This window comes from Nocardiopsis coralli (assembly GCF_014892575.1).
Classification (GTDB): Bacteria; Actinomycetota; Actinomycetes; order Streptosporangiales; family Streptosporangiaceae; genus Nocardiopsis; species Nocardiopsis coralli.
Window position 1 is genome coordinate 131,788 of sequence record NZ_JADBGI010000013.1, and the last position, 15,317, is coordinate 147,104.

The window sequence follows — 15,317 nt, forward strand, 5'->3', positions numbered from 1 at the left end:
GGCCGAGGGCACCTCCGCGGTCACCCGAACTGGGCGCGCAGGTCCTCGACGGTGGTGACCGGGAGCTTGCAGGTGAAGCCCTCGCACACGTAGGCGGTGGCCCGCCCCTCGGTCGTCCCCCGCCCGGTCAGCAGCGGGACCCCGCCGTCCTCGGAACCGTCGCCGCGGGTGAGCACGGTGCCCAGGGGCGAGCTCTCCAGGGTGGCGCGCACCAGCTCCGCCGCGGCCGGGTCGTCCTGGGCGCCGACCACCGCGACCGCACGCGGCCCGCTCTGCATCGCCTCCCCGGTGGCCAGACCCCACCCGGCGAAACGCGGGGCCTTCTCCGCCAGCAGCGAGACCGGGATCAGGGCGCTCTCCGCGGCACGGCGGTGGCGCTCGGACCCGGTCAGCGCCGAGTACGCCAGCAGGGCGGAGGCGGCGGCGTTGCGCCCGGACGGGGTCACGTTGTCGGTCGGGTCCTGCGGCCGGGCGAAGAGCTCCTCGGCGTCGTCGGCGGTGTCGTAGAACCCGCCCTCGCCGTCGCCGAAGCGCTCCAGGACCGTCTCCAGGAGGCCGCCGGCCTCGTGGGCGTAGCGGGCCTCGCCGGTCACACCGTGCAGCACGAGCAGGCCCTCGGCGACGTCGGCGTAGTCCTCCAGCACCCCGGCGCTGTGCCCGGCGCGGCCGTCGCGGGAGGTGCGCAGCAGGCGCCCGTCGCGCAGGTGCACCCGCAGCAGCAGGTCGGCGCAGTCCCGGGCGGCACCGACCAGGTCGGGGCGGTCCAGGAGCACGCCCGCCTCGGCCAGCGCGGCGATCGCCAGCCCGTTCCAGGCGGCCACGACCTTGTCGTCGCGGGCGGGCGCGGGACGGGAGGCGCGGGCGGCGAAGAGGGTCTCGCGCACCCGCTGGTACCGCCACGGGTCCGCGGGGGTCTCGGGCAGCTGCAGCACCGAGGTTCCGTGCTCGAAGGTGCCCTCGTCCGTGACGGCGAAGACCTCCGTGGCGTACGCGGCGTCCTCGCCCTCCAACAGCTCCCGGAACTGTGCGGGGGTCCACACGTAGAAGGCGCCCTCCTGGGAGGTGCCGTCGGGGCCGGGGCTGTCGGCGTCCAGGGCGGAGGCGAACCCGCCCTCGGGGGTACGCAGCTCGCGCAGCATCCAGTCGGCGGTCTCCTCGGCCACACGGCGCAGGAGCTTGTGGGTGTCGGCCTCGGCCAGGTCGGTACCGGCCGGACGGCGGGACATGCGCACGTACGCGCGCAGGAGCTGGGCGTTGTCGTACAGCATCTTCTCGAAGTGCGGCACGACCCACTCACGGTCCACGGAGTAGCGGGCGAAACCGCCCCCGAGCTGGTCGTACAGCCCTCCCCTGGCCATCGCCTCGGCCGTGCCGGACGCCATGAGCCAGGCCGGGGCGGGTTCCTGCGCGGACTGCAGGGGTCCGGTGCGCTCGGCCTGCGCGGTCAGGAACGACAGCAGCATCGACGGCGGGAACTTGGGTGCGTCCCCGAACCCGCCGTGCGCCTGGTCGTAGTCGCGCACCAGGGCCCGCACGGCCAGGTCGAGGGTCTCGGCACCGGGCGCGGAGGCCTCGGGCAGGGTGCGGGGTGCGCCGAGGGCGTCGACGACCCGCTTGCCCTGGTCGAGGAGCTGGTCGCGCTGGTCCCGCCAGGCGTTGGTCACACCCTGCAGCAGGCGCTGGAAGTGGTCGCGCGGGAAGTACGTGCCGCAGAAGAAGGGCGCGCCCTCGGGGGTGGCGAAGACCGTCATGGGCCATCCGCCCTGGCCGGTCATGGCCTGGGTGGCCTCCATGTAGACCGCGTCGACGTCGGGGCGCTCCTCGCGGTCGACCTTGATGTTGACGAACATCGAGTTCATGAGGCCGGCGGTGGTGTCGTCCTCGAAGGACTCGTGGGCCATCACGTGGCACCAGTGGCACGCGGAGTAACCCACGGAGATCAGCACGGGCACGTCCCGGCGGCGGGCCTCGGCGAAGGCCTCCTCACACCAGGGCCACCAGTCGACCGGGTTGTCGGCGTGCTGCAACAGGTAGGGGCTGGTCGCGTCGCTCAGTCGGTTCGCCATGCCCCCAACTGTGCCTGACCACGGCCGCGCGGGTGAACCGCCCCGGACACACGGCGGGGCCGCCCGTCCCGTCGCGGGAGGGGCGGCCCCGTGGTGCCGTATTGCGGGCTCAGCGTTCGGCGGAACCGGTCTCCTCGTCCGTGCGGGCCCCGGCTTCGGCGTCCCCGCCGGCGGCCTCGGCGGACGCACGCTGGGCGGCGCCGTCGACCGGCACGGCCTGCCCGGCCTTGTCGTCGCGTCGGGCGGTCAGCAGCTCGTCCGAGTCACGCACGTGCGTGAGCTTGCCGGTCATGCTGCGCATGAGGAAGTACAGCCCCAGGGCGATCGCGAAGATGACCAGGAAGCCGAGGACACCCGGGGTCACGAGGTCGGTGTTCAGCTCGATGGTGTCGGCCAGCACCGTCGCCGACGTGGGAAGGCTCTGCATACCGTTCATACTCTCACTGCTTCTCGCACACCTGCGAAGAGGTCCTTCTCAGGGACCTCGGTGTCCACGATCGAACGCACCAGGTGGTAGTCCTCCGTCGGCCAGGCCTCGGCGACGACCTCGTTGGGCACCGCGAACCAGAACCCGTTCGGGTCGACCTGGGTGGCGTGTGCGCGCAGGGCGTCGTGCGCGGTGTCAAAGTGCTCGCTGCAATGCACGCGCGTGGTGATCTCCCAGCGGGGACGGTCGCGGTCGCGGATCCGCTTCATCCAGTCCTCGAAGGGGTTGGCGAGCCCGTGCGCGCTCAGGGTCTCGGCCAGCGCCTCGAACCGCTCGGGCGGGAAGGACACGAAGTAGTACAGCTTGAGGGGCTGCCAGGGGTCTCCCAGGCCCGGGTAGGCGTCCGGGTCGCCCGCGGTGTCGAACGCGTGCATCGACACCTTGTGGGTCATGATGTGGTCCGGGTGCGGGTACCCGCCGTTCTCGTCGTAGGTGAGGATCACGTGCGGGCGGAAGCGGCGGATCGACTCCACCAGCGGTGCGGCGCCCTCCTCGACCGGCAGGGTCGCGAAGCAGCCCTCCGGCAGCGGGGGCAGCGGGTCGCCCTCGGGCAGACCGGAGTCGACGAACCCGGCGAACTCCTGGTGGACGCCCAGGATCTCCCTGGCGCGGTCCATCTCCGCCTTGCGGACCTCGGCGATGTTCTCGCGGACGTCGGGGCGCTCCATCGCGGGGTTGAGGATGTCGCCGCGTTCGCCACCGGTCATGGTGACGACGAGCACCTCGGCACCCTCGTCGACGTAGCGGGCCATGGTGGCCGCACCCTTGCTGGACTCGTCATCGGGATGGGCATGAACGGCCATCAGCCGCAACGGCTCGGACAACGGAGCTTTCTCCTTGACTCGGTGAACGTTCACCCGTGGCGCCGGACTCGGGCTACCCTGCGCAGCACGGCTCGAGCGACTCACGCCCGGGGCGCGTAGGGGGGCTGTCAGGTCGGGGATATCTTAGACAACACCGTCCCCTTGTTCGGAGATTCCCGATGCAGCCGACCCCGGAAGAAGACGCCGTGAACAGTGCCGAATCCACGGCCGCGACCCCGGCCGACCCCGACCGCGTGCTGCGCAAGCGCCACGGAAACGGGCCGCTCTTCTTCGTCATCGGCACGATCTTCGCCATCGCGACGAGCATCGGGTGGGGTTACTCGGTGATGAGCTACTCGGGTCTGAGCGGCAGCGTCTACCACCAGGTGGTCTCCTACGACGCCGGTACCGCCGACGAGGCCAGCATCACCTTCGAGGTCAACAGCCGGGACGGCGCGGAGTGCCTCATCACGGCGCTGGACGACCAGCACGTCGAGGTCGGTCAGGAGCGGTTGGAGGTCGAGGCGGGGAACCGTATGGCCACCACGACCGTTGACACGATTCGACAGGCATCCACGGTAGAGATCGCCTCGTGCAGGGAACAAGGTTCGCAGGACTGATCCACCCCGGACGAGCCGTTCCCCCGTCCGGCACCGGCGTCGTGGGTGAACACGCGGGACACCGTGCGCAAGTGCGCTCGGTGATATTCTCGTAAGTTCAGCTCTGGCCGCCTGGTGGCCTTTGCTACGAGTACACAAGGAGTTCCAGTGACCCAGACCCGCGATGACAACGTCACCTGGCTGACCCAGGAGGCGTATGACCGGCTCAAGTCCGAGCTGGACCACCTGTCGGGTAGTGGGCGCGTCGAGATCGCGGAGAAGATCGAGGCCGCTCGCGAGGAGGGCGACCTGAAGGAGAACGGCGGTTACCACGCCGCCAAGGAGGAGCAGGGCAAGATGGAGGCCCGCATCCTCCAGCTCACCGAGATCCTGCGCACCGCGAAGGTCGGCGAGGCGCCGCGCACCGAAGGTGTGGTCGGCCCCGGGATGACCGTGACGGTGAAGTTCGCCGGCGACGACGAGGAAGTCACCTTCCTGCTCGCCTCCCGCGAGGAGAGCGGCGCTCCGATAGACGTGTACTCGCCCAAGTCCCCGCTGGGCGCGGCCATCAACGGCAAGCGCGTGGGTGAAGAGGTCAGCTACCCGCTACCCAACGGCAAGACCCTCGCGGTGGAGATCATCGACGCGGTGCCCTACACCGGCGTCTGATCACACCGGCACGACGACGGGGGCAGGTCCGAACGCGGACCGGCCCCCGTCGTCGTGTGCGGGGCCTGGGTGCGGGGCCTCAGCGCCGTTCGTCGGGGCACTCGGGCGCATCGCCGGCCCCGTCGGCGAAGGCGCCCGGAACGTAGTGGCCGTCCCCGATACGGAACCACGTGTCGCCGGTTCCGTGGGGACCGGAGGCGTCGTCGCCGGTGACGGAGCAGTGTACGTCGACGACGGCCTTGGGCGCGGCCAGACCGACGCTGTCGTGTTCGGCACCGGGGCCCTCGCGCACGACCACGGGTTCGCTGTTGGACTCGGTGATGATCTCGGCGCGGTGGGCGTGGTCGTCGGTCCACAGGTAGTCGACCTCGACCCAGCCGTTGGTCGGCATCTGCAGCCCCTGGTGGAAGGCTCCGTCGGCGAGGTCGATGCCGGCGGGGTTGGCGACCTGGCGTCCGAACCCGTCGAGGCCGTCGTTGTGGCCCTCGGTGTAGGCGGCCTGGGCCTGGGGACGGCCGCGGTCGAGGCCCTCCCAGGACTCGCGGTCCTCGTTCCAGTGGTCGTCGGTGATGTTCCAGGGGCCCACGTCCCAGACCGGGACGTAGACGCAGCGCGGGTCGTGGGTCTCGGTGTCGCCCTCGGCGTCGGGGCCGAACTCGCCGGTGGAGCACACCCGGACGGTGTACTCGCCGCCGCCGCGGTTGGCGAGACCGCGGCGCGAGGGCAGGGCGGCGAAGTGGTCGTCGGCCGCGATGACGTGGCCGTTGGCGGTGGTCTCGCCCTCCAGGCCGATGCGGGTGGCGAAGAGGCGGGCGGAGAAGGGGTCGGGGCCGGAGGGGTCGTCGAACTCCTCGCGTTCACCGCCGTCGGATCCGCCGTCGGATCCGGTGGAGGGCAGCGGGCTCACGCCGAGGTCGGTGAGGGCGCTGTCGGTGCCTTCGACCTCGACGCGCACCTGGACCTCGTCGACGTCGCGGGGCAGGGAGACGCGGCCGCCGCCCTCGGGGACGGTGCGCCACTCGGTCCACATGCCGTCGGCGCGCACTCCGCGGGCCTCGGTACGCAGGTCGGCGAGGTCGCCGTCGGTGCCGAGGCGCACGTCGAGGCTGTCGGTGGCCTCGTCCAGGGGGTGGCCGGGGAAGACGGCGATGCCGTGCGGGGCGTCGGTGCCGTCGCGTTTCAGTGAGGCGCCCTCGCCGCGGGCCGCCTCGCTCTCCTCGACCCGGAGCGCGGACCCGTCCCCGGAGAGGCCGATGAGGTCGCCGGAGCTGAGGTCGATCCGTTCTTCCTCGGCGTGGGCGGTGACGGGGGCGAGCGGGGCCAGCAGGGCCGCGACCCCCAGGGCGGTGAGGGCGCGGACGTGGCGGCCGCTCCGACGGTCGGACATGGAAACCTTCCCCCAGGAATGCACAGAGTGACGAAAATGGTCACTCACAGTAAGCATTGCGGCGAAGGCCCGCTCAAGGAACGAACGTCGGGTGTCGTCGATGGCGGGGTAAAAGTCCGGATCGGCGGCCGGGCAGGGGTTCCCGGCACGGGGAGGTATGGGTGTTATGCCCCGGGACGGGCGGCGAAGGTCCGCGGTCCGGGGCCGGGCCGGGACCGGTCCTCAGGGGGCGAAGGCCAGCAGGCAGGCCGTGAAGGTGTGCACGTGGTTGACCCCGCCGACCGGGCCGATCTCGCCCGCGGCGAAGAACCCGGCGACCGCTCCGTCGCCCAGTGCCCTGCGCACGGCGAGCGGGTCGTGGTCGGGGTGGGGGAACATCGCCTCACCGCGCCCGTTGCAGGAGAACAGCAGGCCCGCACCCATCCGGTGGTGTTCGCCGAACTCGGCCAGGCGTTCGGCGAGGTCCTCGTCGGCGGTCCCCGCGTCGCGCACCTGGAAGCGCACGGTCTGGCCCACCTCGACCATGTCGCCGATGGTGAGCGCTCCGGTGTCCGGCTCGGCGCCGGCCAGGGTGCGCACCAGGAAGTCGCCCTGGCCGTGCTGGTCGGCGTACTCGTCCATCGCCACACCGATGTGCAGGCCCCGCGCGGCCAGGAGGCGGTCCTCCTCCGACAGCGACTCCACGAGCTCCTCGAGCTTCTCGTAGGCGCTGGTCCCGGCCAGTTCCAGGAGCACGTTGCCCTCGGCCTTGGTGACGGTCATGTTCTGGCCGATGGGCCGGCACCCCTGGCTCACCACGGTGCCCAGGATCCCGTCGCCGCCGAGCAGGACCCCGATCGCGCCGTTCTCGGCGACCTCGCCGTCGCAGAACAGGCGCACCGACTCCTCACCGCGCATGCCGTCGGCCATCCCGCCGACGACAGGGAGCCCGTCGAGCGCGTCGGTGGTCTCGCGCACGAACGCCTGGGTGGGGAACTCGTAGGGGTTGGCGAGCATGATCGCGACCCGGTCGGTGGGGTCGGGCTCGCGCATGCCGACCACGGCCAGGTGGTCGCCCTCCACGACAGTGTCCAGCCGGAACGGGGTCAGTCCCACGTCGGGCAGGCTCGCGCACCAGACACTGACCGCGCCCTGTCCTTCGACACCGCGGCCGCCGCCGATGACACCCGTGGCCGAGCAGCCCAGGGCGGTGGCGTCGCCGGCCAGCTCCATGACCCGTTTGCCCGCGAGGGTGACCTCCTCGGGGTCGGCTCCGGAGACGAAGAAGCACACCAGGTCCACGGGGCCCTCGACCTGTTCCAGAGCGCCCGTGACGGCGCGTTCGGCCGCGTTCACGAGGTCGGCCCCCGTCGTCAGTGCATCGCCGAACCGAGCCACCTGCTGACACCCCCGTCTCCCGCCGGTCCCTCGACCGGCAACCGGATCCACGTCCATGCCCATTCTTCCACCCCGCCGCGTTCCCGACATGCCTTCGGAGACCGTTCTGCCGGTGCGGGCGATAGGTTCGAGGGGTGAGTGATGCTGCACCCCCCACGAACGGCCCCTCATCGTACGGCTCCCCCGCGGCGGCCCCGCACGGGCGGCCCCGCACACTCGACGGTCTGCGCGCCTCGGGCCACGTCCTGCGCCCGGTGGCCGCGGAGGTGCGCGAGAACCTGGTCCGGCACATGGCCGGGGGCACCCCGCGCTTCCCCGGTGTGCACGGGTTCGACGACACCGTCCTTCCGGCGCTGGAACGGGCGCTGCTGGCCGGGCACGACGTGGTGCTGCTCGGCGAGCGCGGCCAGGGCAAGAGCCGGCTGTTGCGCAGCCTTCCGGGGCTGTTGGACGAGTGGACCCCCGTCGTGGACGGCTGCCCGGTCAACGATCACCCCTACGCGCCGGTGTGCCCGCCCTGTCTGCGACGGGCCGAGGCCGAGGGCGGAGAGCTGCCGGTGGGGTGGCTGCACCGGTCCCGCCGGTTCACGGAGAAGCTCGCCACGCCCGACACCGGTGTGGCCGAGCTCGTCGGCGACGTGGACCCGGTGCGGTTGGCGGAGGGGCGTTCCCTGGGTGACCCGGAGACGCTGCACCACGGGCTGGTGCCGCGCGCCAACCGGGGTGTGTTCTGCCTGAACGAGCTGCCCGACCTGGCCCCCCGCGTGCAGGTGGCGCTCTTCGATGTGCTGGAGGAACGCGGTGTGCAGGTGCGCGGTTACGACCTGCGCCTGCCCCTGGACCTGCTGTTGGTGGCCAGTGCGAACCCGGAGGACTACACGAGCCGCGGCCGTATCGTCACCCCGCTCAAGGACCGCTTCGGCTCACAGGTTCGCACGCACTACCCGGCGCGGGACGCCGACGAGATCGCGCTGATCCGCCAGGAGGCCGACCTCCCCGACAGCACCGCCGTCCCCGGGCACCTGCTGGCGGCCGTCGCCCGCTTCACACGCCTGGTGCGCCGGCACAAGAAGGTCGACCCGCGTTCGGGGGTCTCGGTGCGGTTCTCGGTCTCGGCCGCGGAGACCGTGGCGGCCTCGGCCCTGCGCCGCGCCGCCGTGGCCGGGGAGGAGGCGCCGGTGGCCCGGGTGTGCGACCTGCCGTCGGTGGTCGAGCCGGTGCTGGGCAAGGTCGAGTTCGAGCTCGGTGCCGAGGAGGAGGGCGCGGAGCTGCTGCACGCGCTGTTGCGGCGGGCCGTTTCCGAGGTGTACCGCGAATGCCTGGGCCACCTGGACCTGGAACCGCTGACCTCGCGCTTCACCGGGGGCGCGGCCGTGGAGTCCGGTGACCTGGTGGGGGCCGGGGCGCTGCTGGAGGCGGTCGGGCAGGTGCCGGGGTTGGCGGCGATGATCGAGGCGGCCGCGCCCGAGGCGGAGGACGGGCCTCCCGGGCCGGGGTTGGCCGCCGCGGTCGTGGAGCTGGCGTTGGAGGGCCTGTACCTGGAACGGCGGCTGTCGAAGGACACACGAGCCGAGGGCGGGACGTACCGGTTCTGAGCGTGCCGTGGCAGGTGGTGACCCGGGTCCCGGTGTGCAGGGGAACCGAGGCCACGGGGCGACGCCGTCCCTGGTGCACGAAAGGGACGGTCCGGACGGTTCGTCCACGCCCCGGGAGGGGATCACAGGACCGGACGACCCCCCGAACACAGAGGCGGTGCGTGTGAGGTTCCGCTACCGGGAGTACCTCGGCGGCCCCGACCCCCTGGCCGAGCCCGATCCCCCTCCCGACGAGGCCGTGGCCGCCGCGCGTGAGCTGCTCTCCCTGGTGGAGGCGGCCGAGGTGGAGGACGCGGCCGACCGCGAGGCGCTGTCGGAGGCGGAGAAGGCTCTCTCCCGCTACGGCGAGGGCGACCGGCTGGCCGTGTCCGACGTGGATCCGCGGCTTCTGGCCCGGTTGTTGGGCCCGCAGGGGCGCGCGGCGGTCGACCGGTGGGACGCGGCCGACCACACGCTGTCCCCCCGGGAGCTGAGGCGCCTGGCCGACGTGGCCCTGCGCGACACGGAGGAGGCACGGCGCGCACGCGGTTCCGGTTCGCACCGGGGTGGTGTGCGCCCGGGCGGCGAACCCGACGGGACCACCCGGGCGGCGGCGCACGGCAGTGTCGTGGACGCGGTGGCCACGGTGCGGGCGGCGACGCTGCGGCGGGCCGAGGGCCGCGGGCGGGACGAGGTACTGCGCGCGGAGGACCTGCGCGCGGACGGGACCGAGCCTTCCGGGGCGTCGGCGGTCTCGCTCCTGGTCGACCTGTCGCACTCGATGTCCACACGCGGGTTGCACGAGACGGCGACCCGCACGGCGTTGGCGCTGCACGCGCTGGTCGGGTCCCACTACCCGGAGGACCGGCTCCAGCTGGTCGGTTTCGGCGAGGTGGCGCGGGAGATGAGCCCGGGGTCGCTGGTCGCGCACGGGTGGGGCCGGGTTCCCGGGACCAATCTGCAGGAGGCGTTGCGGCTGGCGCGCGGGCACATGAAACGCCATCCGGACCTGCATCGGCACGTCATGGTGGTCACCGACGGGGAACCGACCGCGTACACCGGGGCGGACGGCGATCCCCGGTTCTCGTGGCCGGCCGGTCCGCGCACGGTGGAGGCCACGGTCGGGGAGTTGGACGCGGCGCTGCGCGACGGTGCGGAAGTCACGTTCTTCCTGCTCGCGGACGATCCCCAGCTGCGGGCCTTCGCCACGCTGGTGGAACGGCGGCGGGGTGTGCGCGTGGTACGCGCGGGCGGCGCGGACCTGGGTCCGGCGGTGCTGGACCGGTTCCACGAGGGTCGTTGACGGAGCGACGGGTCCAACCGCGGGGATCTTGCTACTGGAGCCGGGTTCAGCGCTGATATTGGCGCTGGTAGCAAGATCCCCGCCGGAGGGGCCGGTCAGCCCTCCAGGGCCTGCAGCAGGTCCGCGACCAGGTCGTCGGCGGACTCGATACCGACCGACAGGCGCACCAGGTCGGAGGGCACCTCCAGGGCCGAACCCGCGGTCGAGGCGTGGGTCATCCGGCCGGGGTGCTCGATCAGCGACTCCACACCGCCCAGGGACTCGCCCAGGGTGAAGATCCGCGTGCGCTCGCACAGGTCCAGCGCCGCCTTCTCCCCGCCCTCGACGGCGAAGGAGACCATGCCGCCGAAGGAACGCATCTGCCGCTCGGCGACCTTGTGCCCCGGGTGGGAGTCCAGCCCGGGGTAGAAGACCTTGCGCACCGACGCGTGCCCGACCAGGGCCTCGACGATCCGCTCGGCGTTGGCGCTGTGGCGGTCCATGCGCACGCCGAGCGTCTTGGCGCCGCGCAGGGCCAGCCACGAGTCGAACGGACCGGGGATGGCGCCCATGGTGTTCTGGTGGAAGGCCAGCCGCTCGCCGAGCTCGTCGTCGGCGACCACGAGCGCGCCCCCGACCACGTCGGAGTGCCCGCCCACGTACTTGGTGGTCGAGTGCACGACCACGTCGGCGCCCAGGGACAGCGGCTGCTGCAGGTAGGGCGAGGCGAAGGTGTTGTCGACGACGTGCAGGGCGCCGCCGTCGTGGGCGATCTGCGCGACCGTCTCCACGTCGGTGATGTTGAGCAGCGGGTTCGTGGGCGTCTCGGTCCACACGACCTTGGTCTCGGGCTTCATCGCCGCGCGCACGGCCTCGGGGTCGGACTGGTCGACCGCGTCCCAGCTCACGCCCCAGCGCTCCACGACCTTGGAGACCAGGCGGAACGTGCCCCCGTAGGCGTCGCCGGGGATGATCATGTGGTCGCCGGGCGAGAGGACCGTGCGCATGAGGGTGTCCTCGGCGGCCATGCCGGAGGCGAAGGCCAGGCCGCGTCGCCCGTTCTCCAGGGCGGCCAGGCATTCCTCCAGCGCGGCGCGCGTGGGGTTGCCCGTGCGCGAGTACTCGTAGCCCTGGCGCAGACCGCCCACGCCGTCCTGGGCGTAGGTGCTGGTCTGGTAGATCGGAACCACCACGGCCCCGGTGCCCTCGTCCGGCTCCTGGCCCGCGTGGATGGCCAGCGTCTCAAACCCGTCGAACTTCATGGCTTCACACTAGCGTCCACGGGGCTCGCGGGGCCCCGCGTTCACCAGGTCGGTCTCGGAATGCGGACGGCCCCGCGCGCTGCCCGGCCGCTACGCCGGCGGGAAGCGGGTGGCCGATCCGGGGTCGGGCGGGTCGGCGGGCACCTCGGGCGGCAGGCCCGCGGAAGGGGTGGGAACCCGGGTGGGGGTCCCGGCCTCCTTGAGCGGCGGGTCCCAGCCGAGCTGGTCGTCATAGGTGCGCACGACCTTGCCGGGGATCCCCGCGATGACGCTGTGGTCGGCGTAGGTGCCGGGCCGCACGACGGTCCCGGCGGCCACGACGCAGTTGCGGCCCAGGTGCACGCCGGGCAGGACCACGGAGTTCGCGCCGAGCCACGTGCCGGAGCCGATGCTGACCGGGTCGTCGACGGGCCACTGCAGGCCGATGGGCACGTCGGTGTTGGCGTAGGCGTGGTTCTGGTCGGTGATGTAGACGTAGGGCCCGGTGTAGACGTGGTCGCCGATGTCCACCGAGCGGTGGGCCACCACGTGCGAACCCCGTCCGATGGCGCACCCCGAACCGATACGCACCACGGTCTCCGCACCCAGGTCGTAGTCGGGGCCCATGCCGGCGGCCAGGGTGATGTCGCCGCCCAGGACGGTGTGCGTCCCGATCTCGATCCAGGGCTCCCCGTACAGGGTCGCAGTGGGGAAAGCGATCGCCGAGCCCTCGCCGAAGCGCGCGAACCGGCGCGCGGCACGGGTGTCCGAGCGGATCTCGGCGCTGGTCCGTGCATACGACCAGAGGGTGCGAATGATCCACGACATCAGTCTCCGCACGCCGGCCCCCTTGAGCTACCCGCAAGTAATACCGTCGCGAACATTAGCAGTCGTACGAGTATGCGACGCTTCGTCACGTTCTCCGACGGCGGGGGCCCGAATCCCGCTCGGTTCCATGCGCATCCCCTCACCCGCCTGCGCGGACACACGAAGGCCCCCGCCACGGCCACAGACATGCGAACCGCGAGCGGGGGCCGGGCCGGGGCCCGGTCCGCGTCAGGTGTCGGACATGTGCGCGAGCAGGTCCTGGCGGGTCAGGATCCCCACCGGCTTGCCGTCGCGCAGCACCACGAGCGCGCCCGCGGTGCGCAGCAGGCGCACGCAGTCGCTGACCGGCTCACCGGTGCCGACCGTGGGCAGCGGGCGGCCCATGTGCGTCTCGACCGGGTCGTCGAGCTGGGCACGCCCGTCGAAGAGCGCGTCGAGCACGTTGCGTTCGGCGATGGAGCCGACCACCTCGGCCGCCATGACCGGGGGCTCCTCCTTCATCACCGGGAGCTGGGAGACGCCGTACTCGCGCATGATCGCCACGGCGGTCCCGACCGTCTCGTGGGGATGGGTGTGCACGAAGTCGGGCAGCTCGCCGTGCTTGGCGCCGAGCACGTCCCCGGCCGTGGCCTCCTCGGTGTGCGTGGACAGGAACCCGTAGTCGGCCATCCACTCGTCGTTGAAGATCTTGCCGAGGTACCCGCGCCCGCCGTCGGGCAGCAGCACCACGATGATGTCGTCGGGGCCGGCGTCCTTGGCCACCTCGAGCGCGGCCTCCACTGCCAGACCGCAGGAACCGCCGACCAGCAGCGCCTCCTCCTTGGCCAGACGGCGGGTCATGAGGAAGGAGTCCTTGTCGCTGACCCCCACGATCCGGTCGCACACCGAGGTGTCGTAGGTGCCCGGCCAGATGTCCTCGCCGACGCCCTCCACCAGGTAGGGCCGCCCCGAACCGCCGGAGTAGACCGAACCCTCGGGGTCGGCGCCCACGATCTGCACGCGCCCCTCGGAGATCTCCTTGAGGTAGCGGCCGGTCCCGCTGATGGTGCCGCCGGTGCCGATACCCGCGACGAAGTGCGTGAGGCGCCCGTCGGTCTGGTCCCAGATCTCCGGCCCGGTCTCGTGGTAGTGCGACTCGGGGTTGTTCATGTTCTCGTACTGGTTCGGCTTCCAGGCACCGGGGATCTCCGTGGCCAGGCGGTCCGAGACCGAGTAGTAGGAGTCCGGGTGGTCGGGGGCCACCGTCGTCGGGCAGACCACGACCTCGGCGCCGTAGGCCCGCAGCACCGAGAGCTTGTCCGGGCCGACCTTGTCGGGGCACACGAACACGCAGCGGTACCCCTTCTCCTGCGCGATCATCGCCAGGCCGATGCCGGTGTTGCCGGACGTGGGTTCGACGATCGTCCCGCCGGGCTGCAGCTCGCCGCTCTTCTCGGCCGCCTCGACCATGCGCAGAGCGATGCGGTCCTTCACCGAACCGCCCGGGTTGAAGTACTCGACCTTGGCCAGGATCGTCGGCGCGTCCGGGCCCAGGGCCTGGGTGACCTTCTTCAGGCGGACGAGCGGGGTGTCCCCGACCAGATCGATCAGTGAATCGTGTACCCGCACTTGGCTGCTCCCTCGCGTCGTTGCGTCGTGGCGGCCGGGTCCCGGTCCGCCGTCGGGTCGGGTGCCGCGCGCCCCGTCGGTCGACGGCGGTGCACTGCACCCTCCACGGGCCGGTCCGGCCCATACGAAACTCTAGGTGACCTGGACAGCGGGGGGCTCTCGTGCGGATCACGGACCGCTCTCGCCCGGAAAGCACCCCGATGTGCCTGTGCGCCGGACTTGACTGGCGTCGGGGCCGCACTTGTGTACCGCGCCATTACGTGACCCCGCCGGTCACCGCCGGTAATCTCGGAGGCGACCGGCCCGCCGCGGGCACGGCGGGCTCCGCGACCCTCCACGACCCACCGGGGGTGCCCCCATGCTCCGTGCCGCGCGCGCACGCCGCATCGCAGCCGCCACCGCGTTCGGCGGGGGCGGCCTCACTCTGGTCGGGGGCGGCACGGTCGCCCTCCTCCACCTCCAGGCCAGACTCGCGCGCAACGCCATCGGCCGGACCCAATGGGACCGCCCGCAGACCGACGGCGTGCACGGCCGGGGCGAGGGACCCCCGCTCGACATGCTCATGGCGGGCGATTCCACCGCGGCCGGGTTCGCCGTCGAGGAGGCCCACCAGACACCCGGCGTCATGCTGGCGCGCGGGCTCGCGGCCGCCGCGGAACGCCCCGTCCGGCTGCGCTGCACCGCCGTTCCGGGCGCGACCTCGGCCTCCCTGGAACAGCAGCTGGAACGCGCCGGGGTACGCGACGGCCACAGCCCCTACGACGTGGCCGTGGTCTTCATCGGCGCCAACGACGTCATCCGCCGCGTGAGCCCGAACGAGGCCGTCTCCCACCTGCGAGCGGCCACCGGAACCCTGGTGGGGGCCGGGACCCGCGTCGTCGTGGCCACGTGCCCGGACCTGGGAACGGTGCGCCCCATCGGGTGGCCGCTGCGTTCGGTGGCCCGGCGCGCCTCCCGACAGCTGGCGGCGGCGCAGACCATCGCGGTCACCGAGGCCGGCGGGCGCACGGTCTCCCTCAGCGACGTGCTCTCCGGGGAGTTCACGGCCGATCCCACGACCCTGTTCGGCCCCGACAACTTCCACCCGTCGGCGGCCGGGTACGCACAGGCTTCCTTCGCGGTGCTGCCCTCGGTGTGCGCGGCCATGGGTCTGCTCCCCGACCTCGAGGGCGTGCGGGGCGGCGGCGAGGGCCTGCTCCCGGCCGACCGCGCCGCGGTGGTGGCGGCCGAGACCGCCGGCACCGAGGTAGTCCCGCTGGAGCCCACCGATGAGGAACTCCCCCTGCGCGGACGCTGGATCACCCGGGTGCGCCTGCCGTTCCTGCGCGGCTCCCGCAACGCCCGGACCGAGGACGCGCCTACGCGGACCCCGGGTGGCGCGCGATGACGTCCGGCG

General features: G+C 72.4%; 13 protein-coding genes. 5 read left to right on the forward strand and 8 right to left on the reverse strand.

Annotated features, from left to right (window positions below):
* Window positions 1–20: 20 nt before the first annotated feature.
* From IDM40_RS16155 to mca, 3 genes are all read right to left on the reverse strand, one after another.
* A complete protein-coding gene (locus tag IDM40_RS16155; RefSeq protein ID WP_193122830.1) occupies window positions 21–2,066 on the reverse strand; it encodes a thioredoxin domain-containing protein in 2,046 nt (681 codons plus the stop codon).
* 109 nt (window positions 2,067–2,175) lie between these two features.
* Window positions 2,176–2,502 carry a hypothetical protein gene (locus IDM40_RS16160; protein WP_193122831.1) on the reverse strand — a complete coding sequence of 109 codons (327 nt, stop codon included), beginning with the start codon at window positions 2,500–2,502 and terminating at the stop codon, window positions 2,176–2,178.
* Complete coding sequence (gene mca / locus IDM40_RS16165; RefSeq protein ID WP_193122832.1) at window positions 2,499–3,377, reverse strand: mycothiol conjugate amidase Mca; 879 nt, start codon at window positions 3,375–3,377, stop codon at window positions 2,499–2,501. Before mca ends, IDM40_RS16160 begins: the two co-directional genes overlap by 4 nt.
* 158 nt (window positions 3,378–3,535) lie before the next feature.
* Between mca and IDM40_RS16170 the strand changes: the two genes are divergently transcribed.
* On the forward strand, window positions 3,536–3,976 hold the full coding sequence (locus IDM40_RS16170; protein ID WP_193122833.1) for a DUF4307 domain-containing protein: 441 nt from the start codon (window positions 3,536–3,538) through the stop codon (window positions 3,974–3,976).
* A gap of 147 nt (window positions 3,977–4,123) precedes the next feature.
* Window positions 4,124–4,624 carry a transcription elongation factor GreA gene (greA, locus tag IDM40_RS16175; RefSeq protein ID WP_193122834.1) on the forward strand — a complete coding sequence of 167 codons (501 nt, stop codon included), beginning with the start codon at window positions 4,124–4,126 and terminating at the stop codon, window positions 4,622–4,624.
* Window positions 4,625–4,703: 79 nt separating this feature from the next.
* Here greA and IDM40_RS16180 read toward each other — a convergent pair whose 3' ends face one another.
* Complete coding sequence (locus IDM40_RS16180; protein ID WP_193122835.1) at window positions 4,704–6,011, reverse strand: hypothetical protein; 1,308 nt, start codon at window positions 6,009–6,011, stop codon at window positions 4,704–4,706.
* A gap of 222 nt (window positions 6,012–6,233) precedes the next feature.
* Window positions 6,234–7,388, reverse strand: a complete 1,155-nt coding sequence (locus IDM40_RS16185; RefSeq protein ID WP_193122836.1) for an FIST signal transduction protein — start codon at window positions 7,386–7,388, stop codon at window positions 6,234–6,236.
* Window positions 7,389–7,522: 134 nt separating this feature from the next.
* Between IDM40_RS16185 and IDM40_RS16190 the strand changes: the two genes are divergently transcribed.
* Together IDM40_RS16190 and IDM40_RS16195 are read left to right on the forward strand one after the other, a co-directional pair.
* Window positions 7,523–8,983, forward strand: a complete 1,461-nt coding sequence (locus IDM40_RS16190) for a sigma 54-interacting transcriptional regulator (RefSeq protein WP_193122837.1) — start codon at window positions 7,523–7,525, stop codon at window positions 8,981–8,983.
* A gap of 163 nt (window positions 8,984–9,146) precedes the next feature.
* Window positions 9,147–10,265, forward strand: coding sequence for a VWA domain-containing protein (locus tag IDM40_RS16195; protein ID WP_193122880.1), 1,119 nt, complete (start codon window positions 9,147–9,149; stop codon window positions 10,263–10,265).
* 95 nt (window positions 10,266–10,360) lie between these two features.
* Here IDM40_RS16195 and IDM40_RS16200 read toward each other — a convergent pair whose 3' ends face one another.
* From IDM40_RS16200 to IDM40_RS16210, 3 genes are all read right to left on the reverse strand, one after another.
* On the reverse strand, window positions 10,361–11,506 hold the full coding sequence (locus tag IDM40_RS16200; RefSeq protein ID WP_193122838.1) for a cystathionine gamma-synthase: 1,146 nt from the start codon (window positions 11,504–11,506) through the stop codon (window positions 10,361–10,363).
* 90 nt (window positions 11,507–11,596) lie between these two features.
* A complete protein-coding gene (locus IDM40_RS16205) occupies window positions 11,597–12,313 on the reverse strand; it encodes an acyltransferase (RefSeq protein ID WP_193122839.1) in 717 nt (238 codons plus the stop codon).
* Window positions 12,314–12,541: 228 nt separating this feature from the next.
* Complete coding sequence (locus IDM40_RS16210; RefSeq protein ID WP_193122840.1) at window positions 12,542–13,921, reverse strand: cystathionine beta-synthase; 1,380 nt, start codon at window positions 13,919–13,921, stop codon at window positions 12,542–12,544.
* 358 nt (window positions 13,922–14,279) lie between these two features.
* Here IDM40_RS16210 and IDM40_RS16215 point away from each other — a divergent pair, with 358 nt between their 5' ends.
* Window positions 14,280–15,308, forward strand: coding sequence for an SGNH/GDSL hydrolase family protein (locus tag IDM40_RS16215; protein ID WP_193122841.1), 1,029 nt, complete (start codon window positions 14,280–14,282; stop codon window positions 15,306–15,308).
* Window positions 15,309–15,317: the final 9 nt, after the last annotated feature.

Coding starts and splice junctions, on each gene's coding strand:
- IDM40_RS16180 (WP_193122835.1), bottom strand. CDS start 6,011: ATGTCCGACCGTCGGAGCGGCCGCCACGTCCGCGCCCTCACCGCCCTG.
- IDM40_RS16170 (WP_193122833.1), top strand. CDS start 3,536: ATGCAGCCGACCCCGGAAGAAGACGCCGTGAACAGTGCCGAATCCACG.
- IDM40_RS16215 (WP_193122841.1), top strand. CDS start 14,280: ATGCTCCGTGCCGCGCGCGCACGCCGCATCGCAGCCGCCACCGCGTTC.
- IDM40_RS16205 (WP_193122839.1), bottom strand. CDS start 12,313: ATGTCGTGGATCATTCGCACCCTCTGGTCGTATGCACGGACCAGCGCC.
- IDM40_RS16155 (WP_193122830.1), bottom strand. CDS start 2,066: ATGGCGAACCGACTGAGCGACGCGACCAGCCCCTACCTGTTGCAGCAC.
- IDM40_RS16160 (WP_193122831.1), bottom strand. CDS start 2,502: ATGAACGGTATGCAGAGCCTTCCCACGTCGGCGACGGTGCTGGCCGAC.
- IDM40_RS16200 (WP_193122838.1), bottom strand. CDS start 11,506: ATGAAGTTCGACGGGTTTGAGACGCTGGCCATCCACGCGGGCCAGGAG.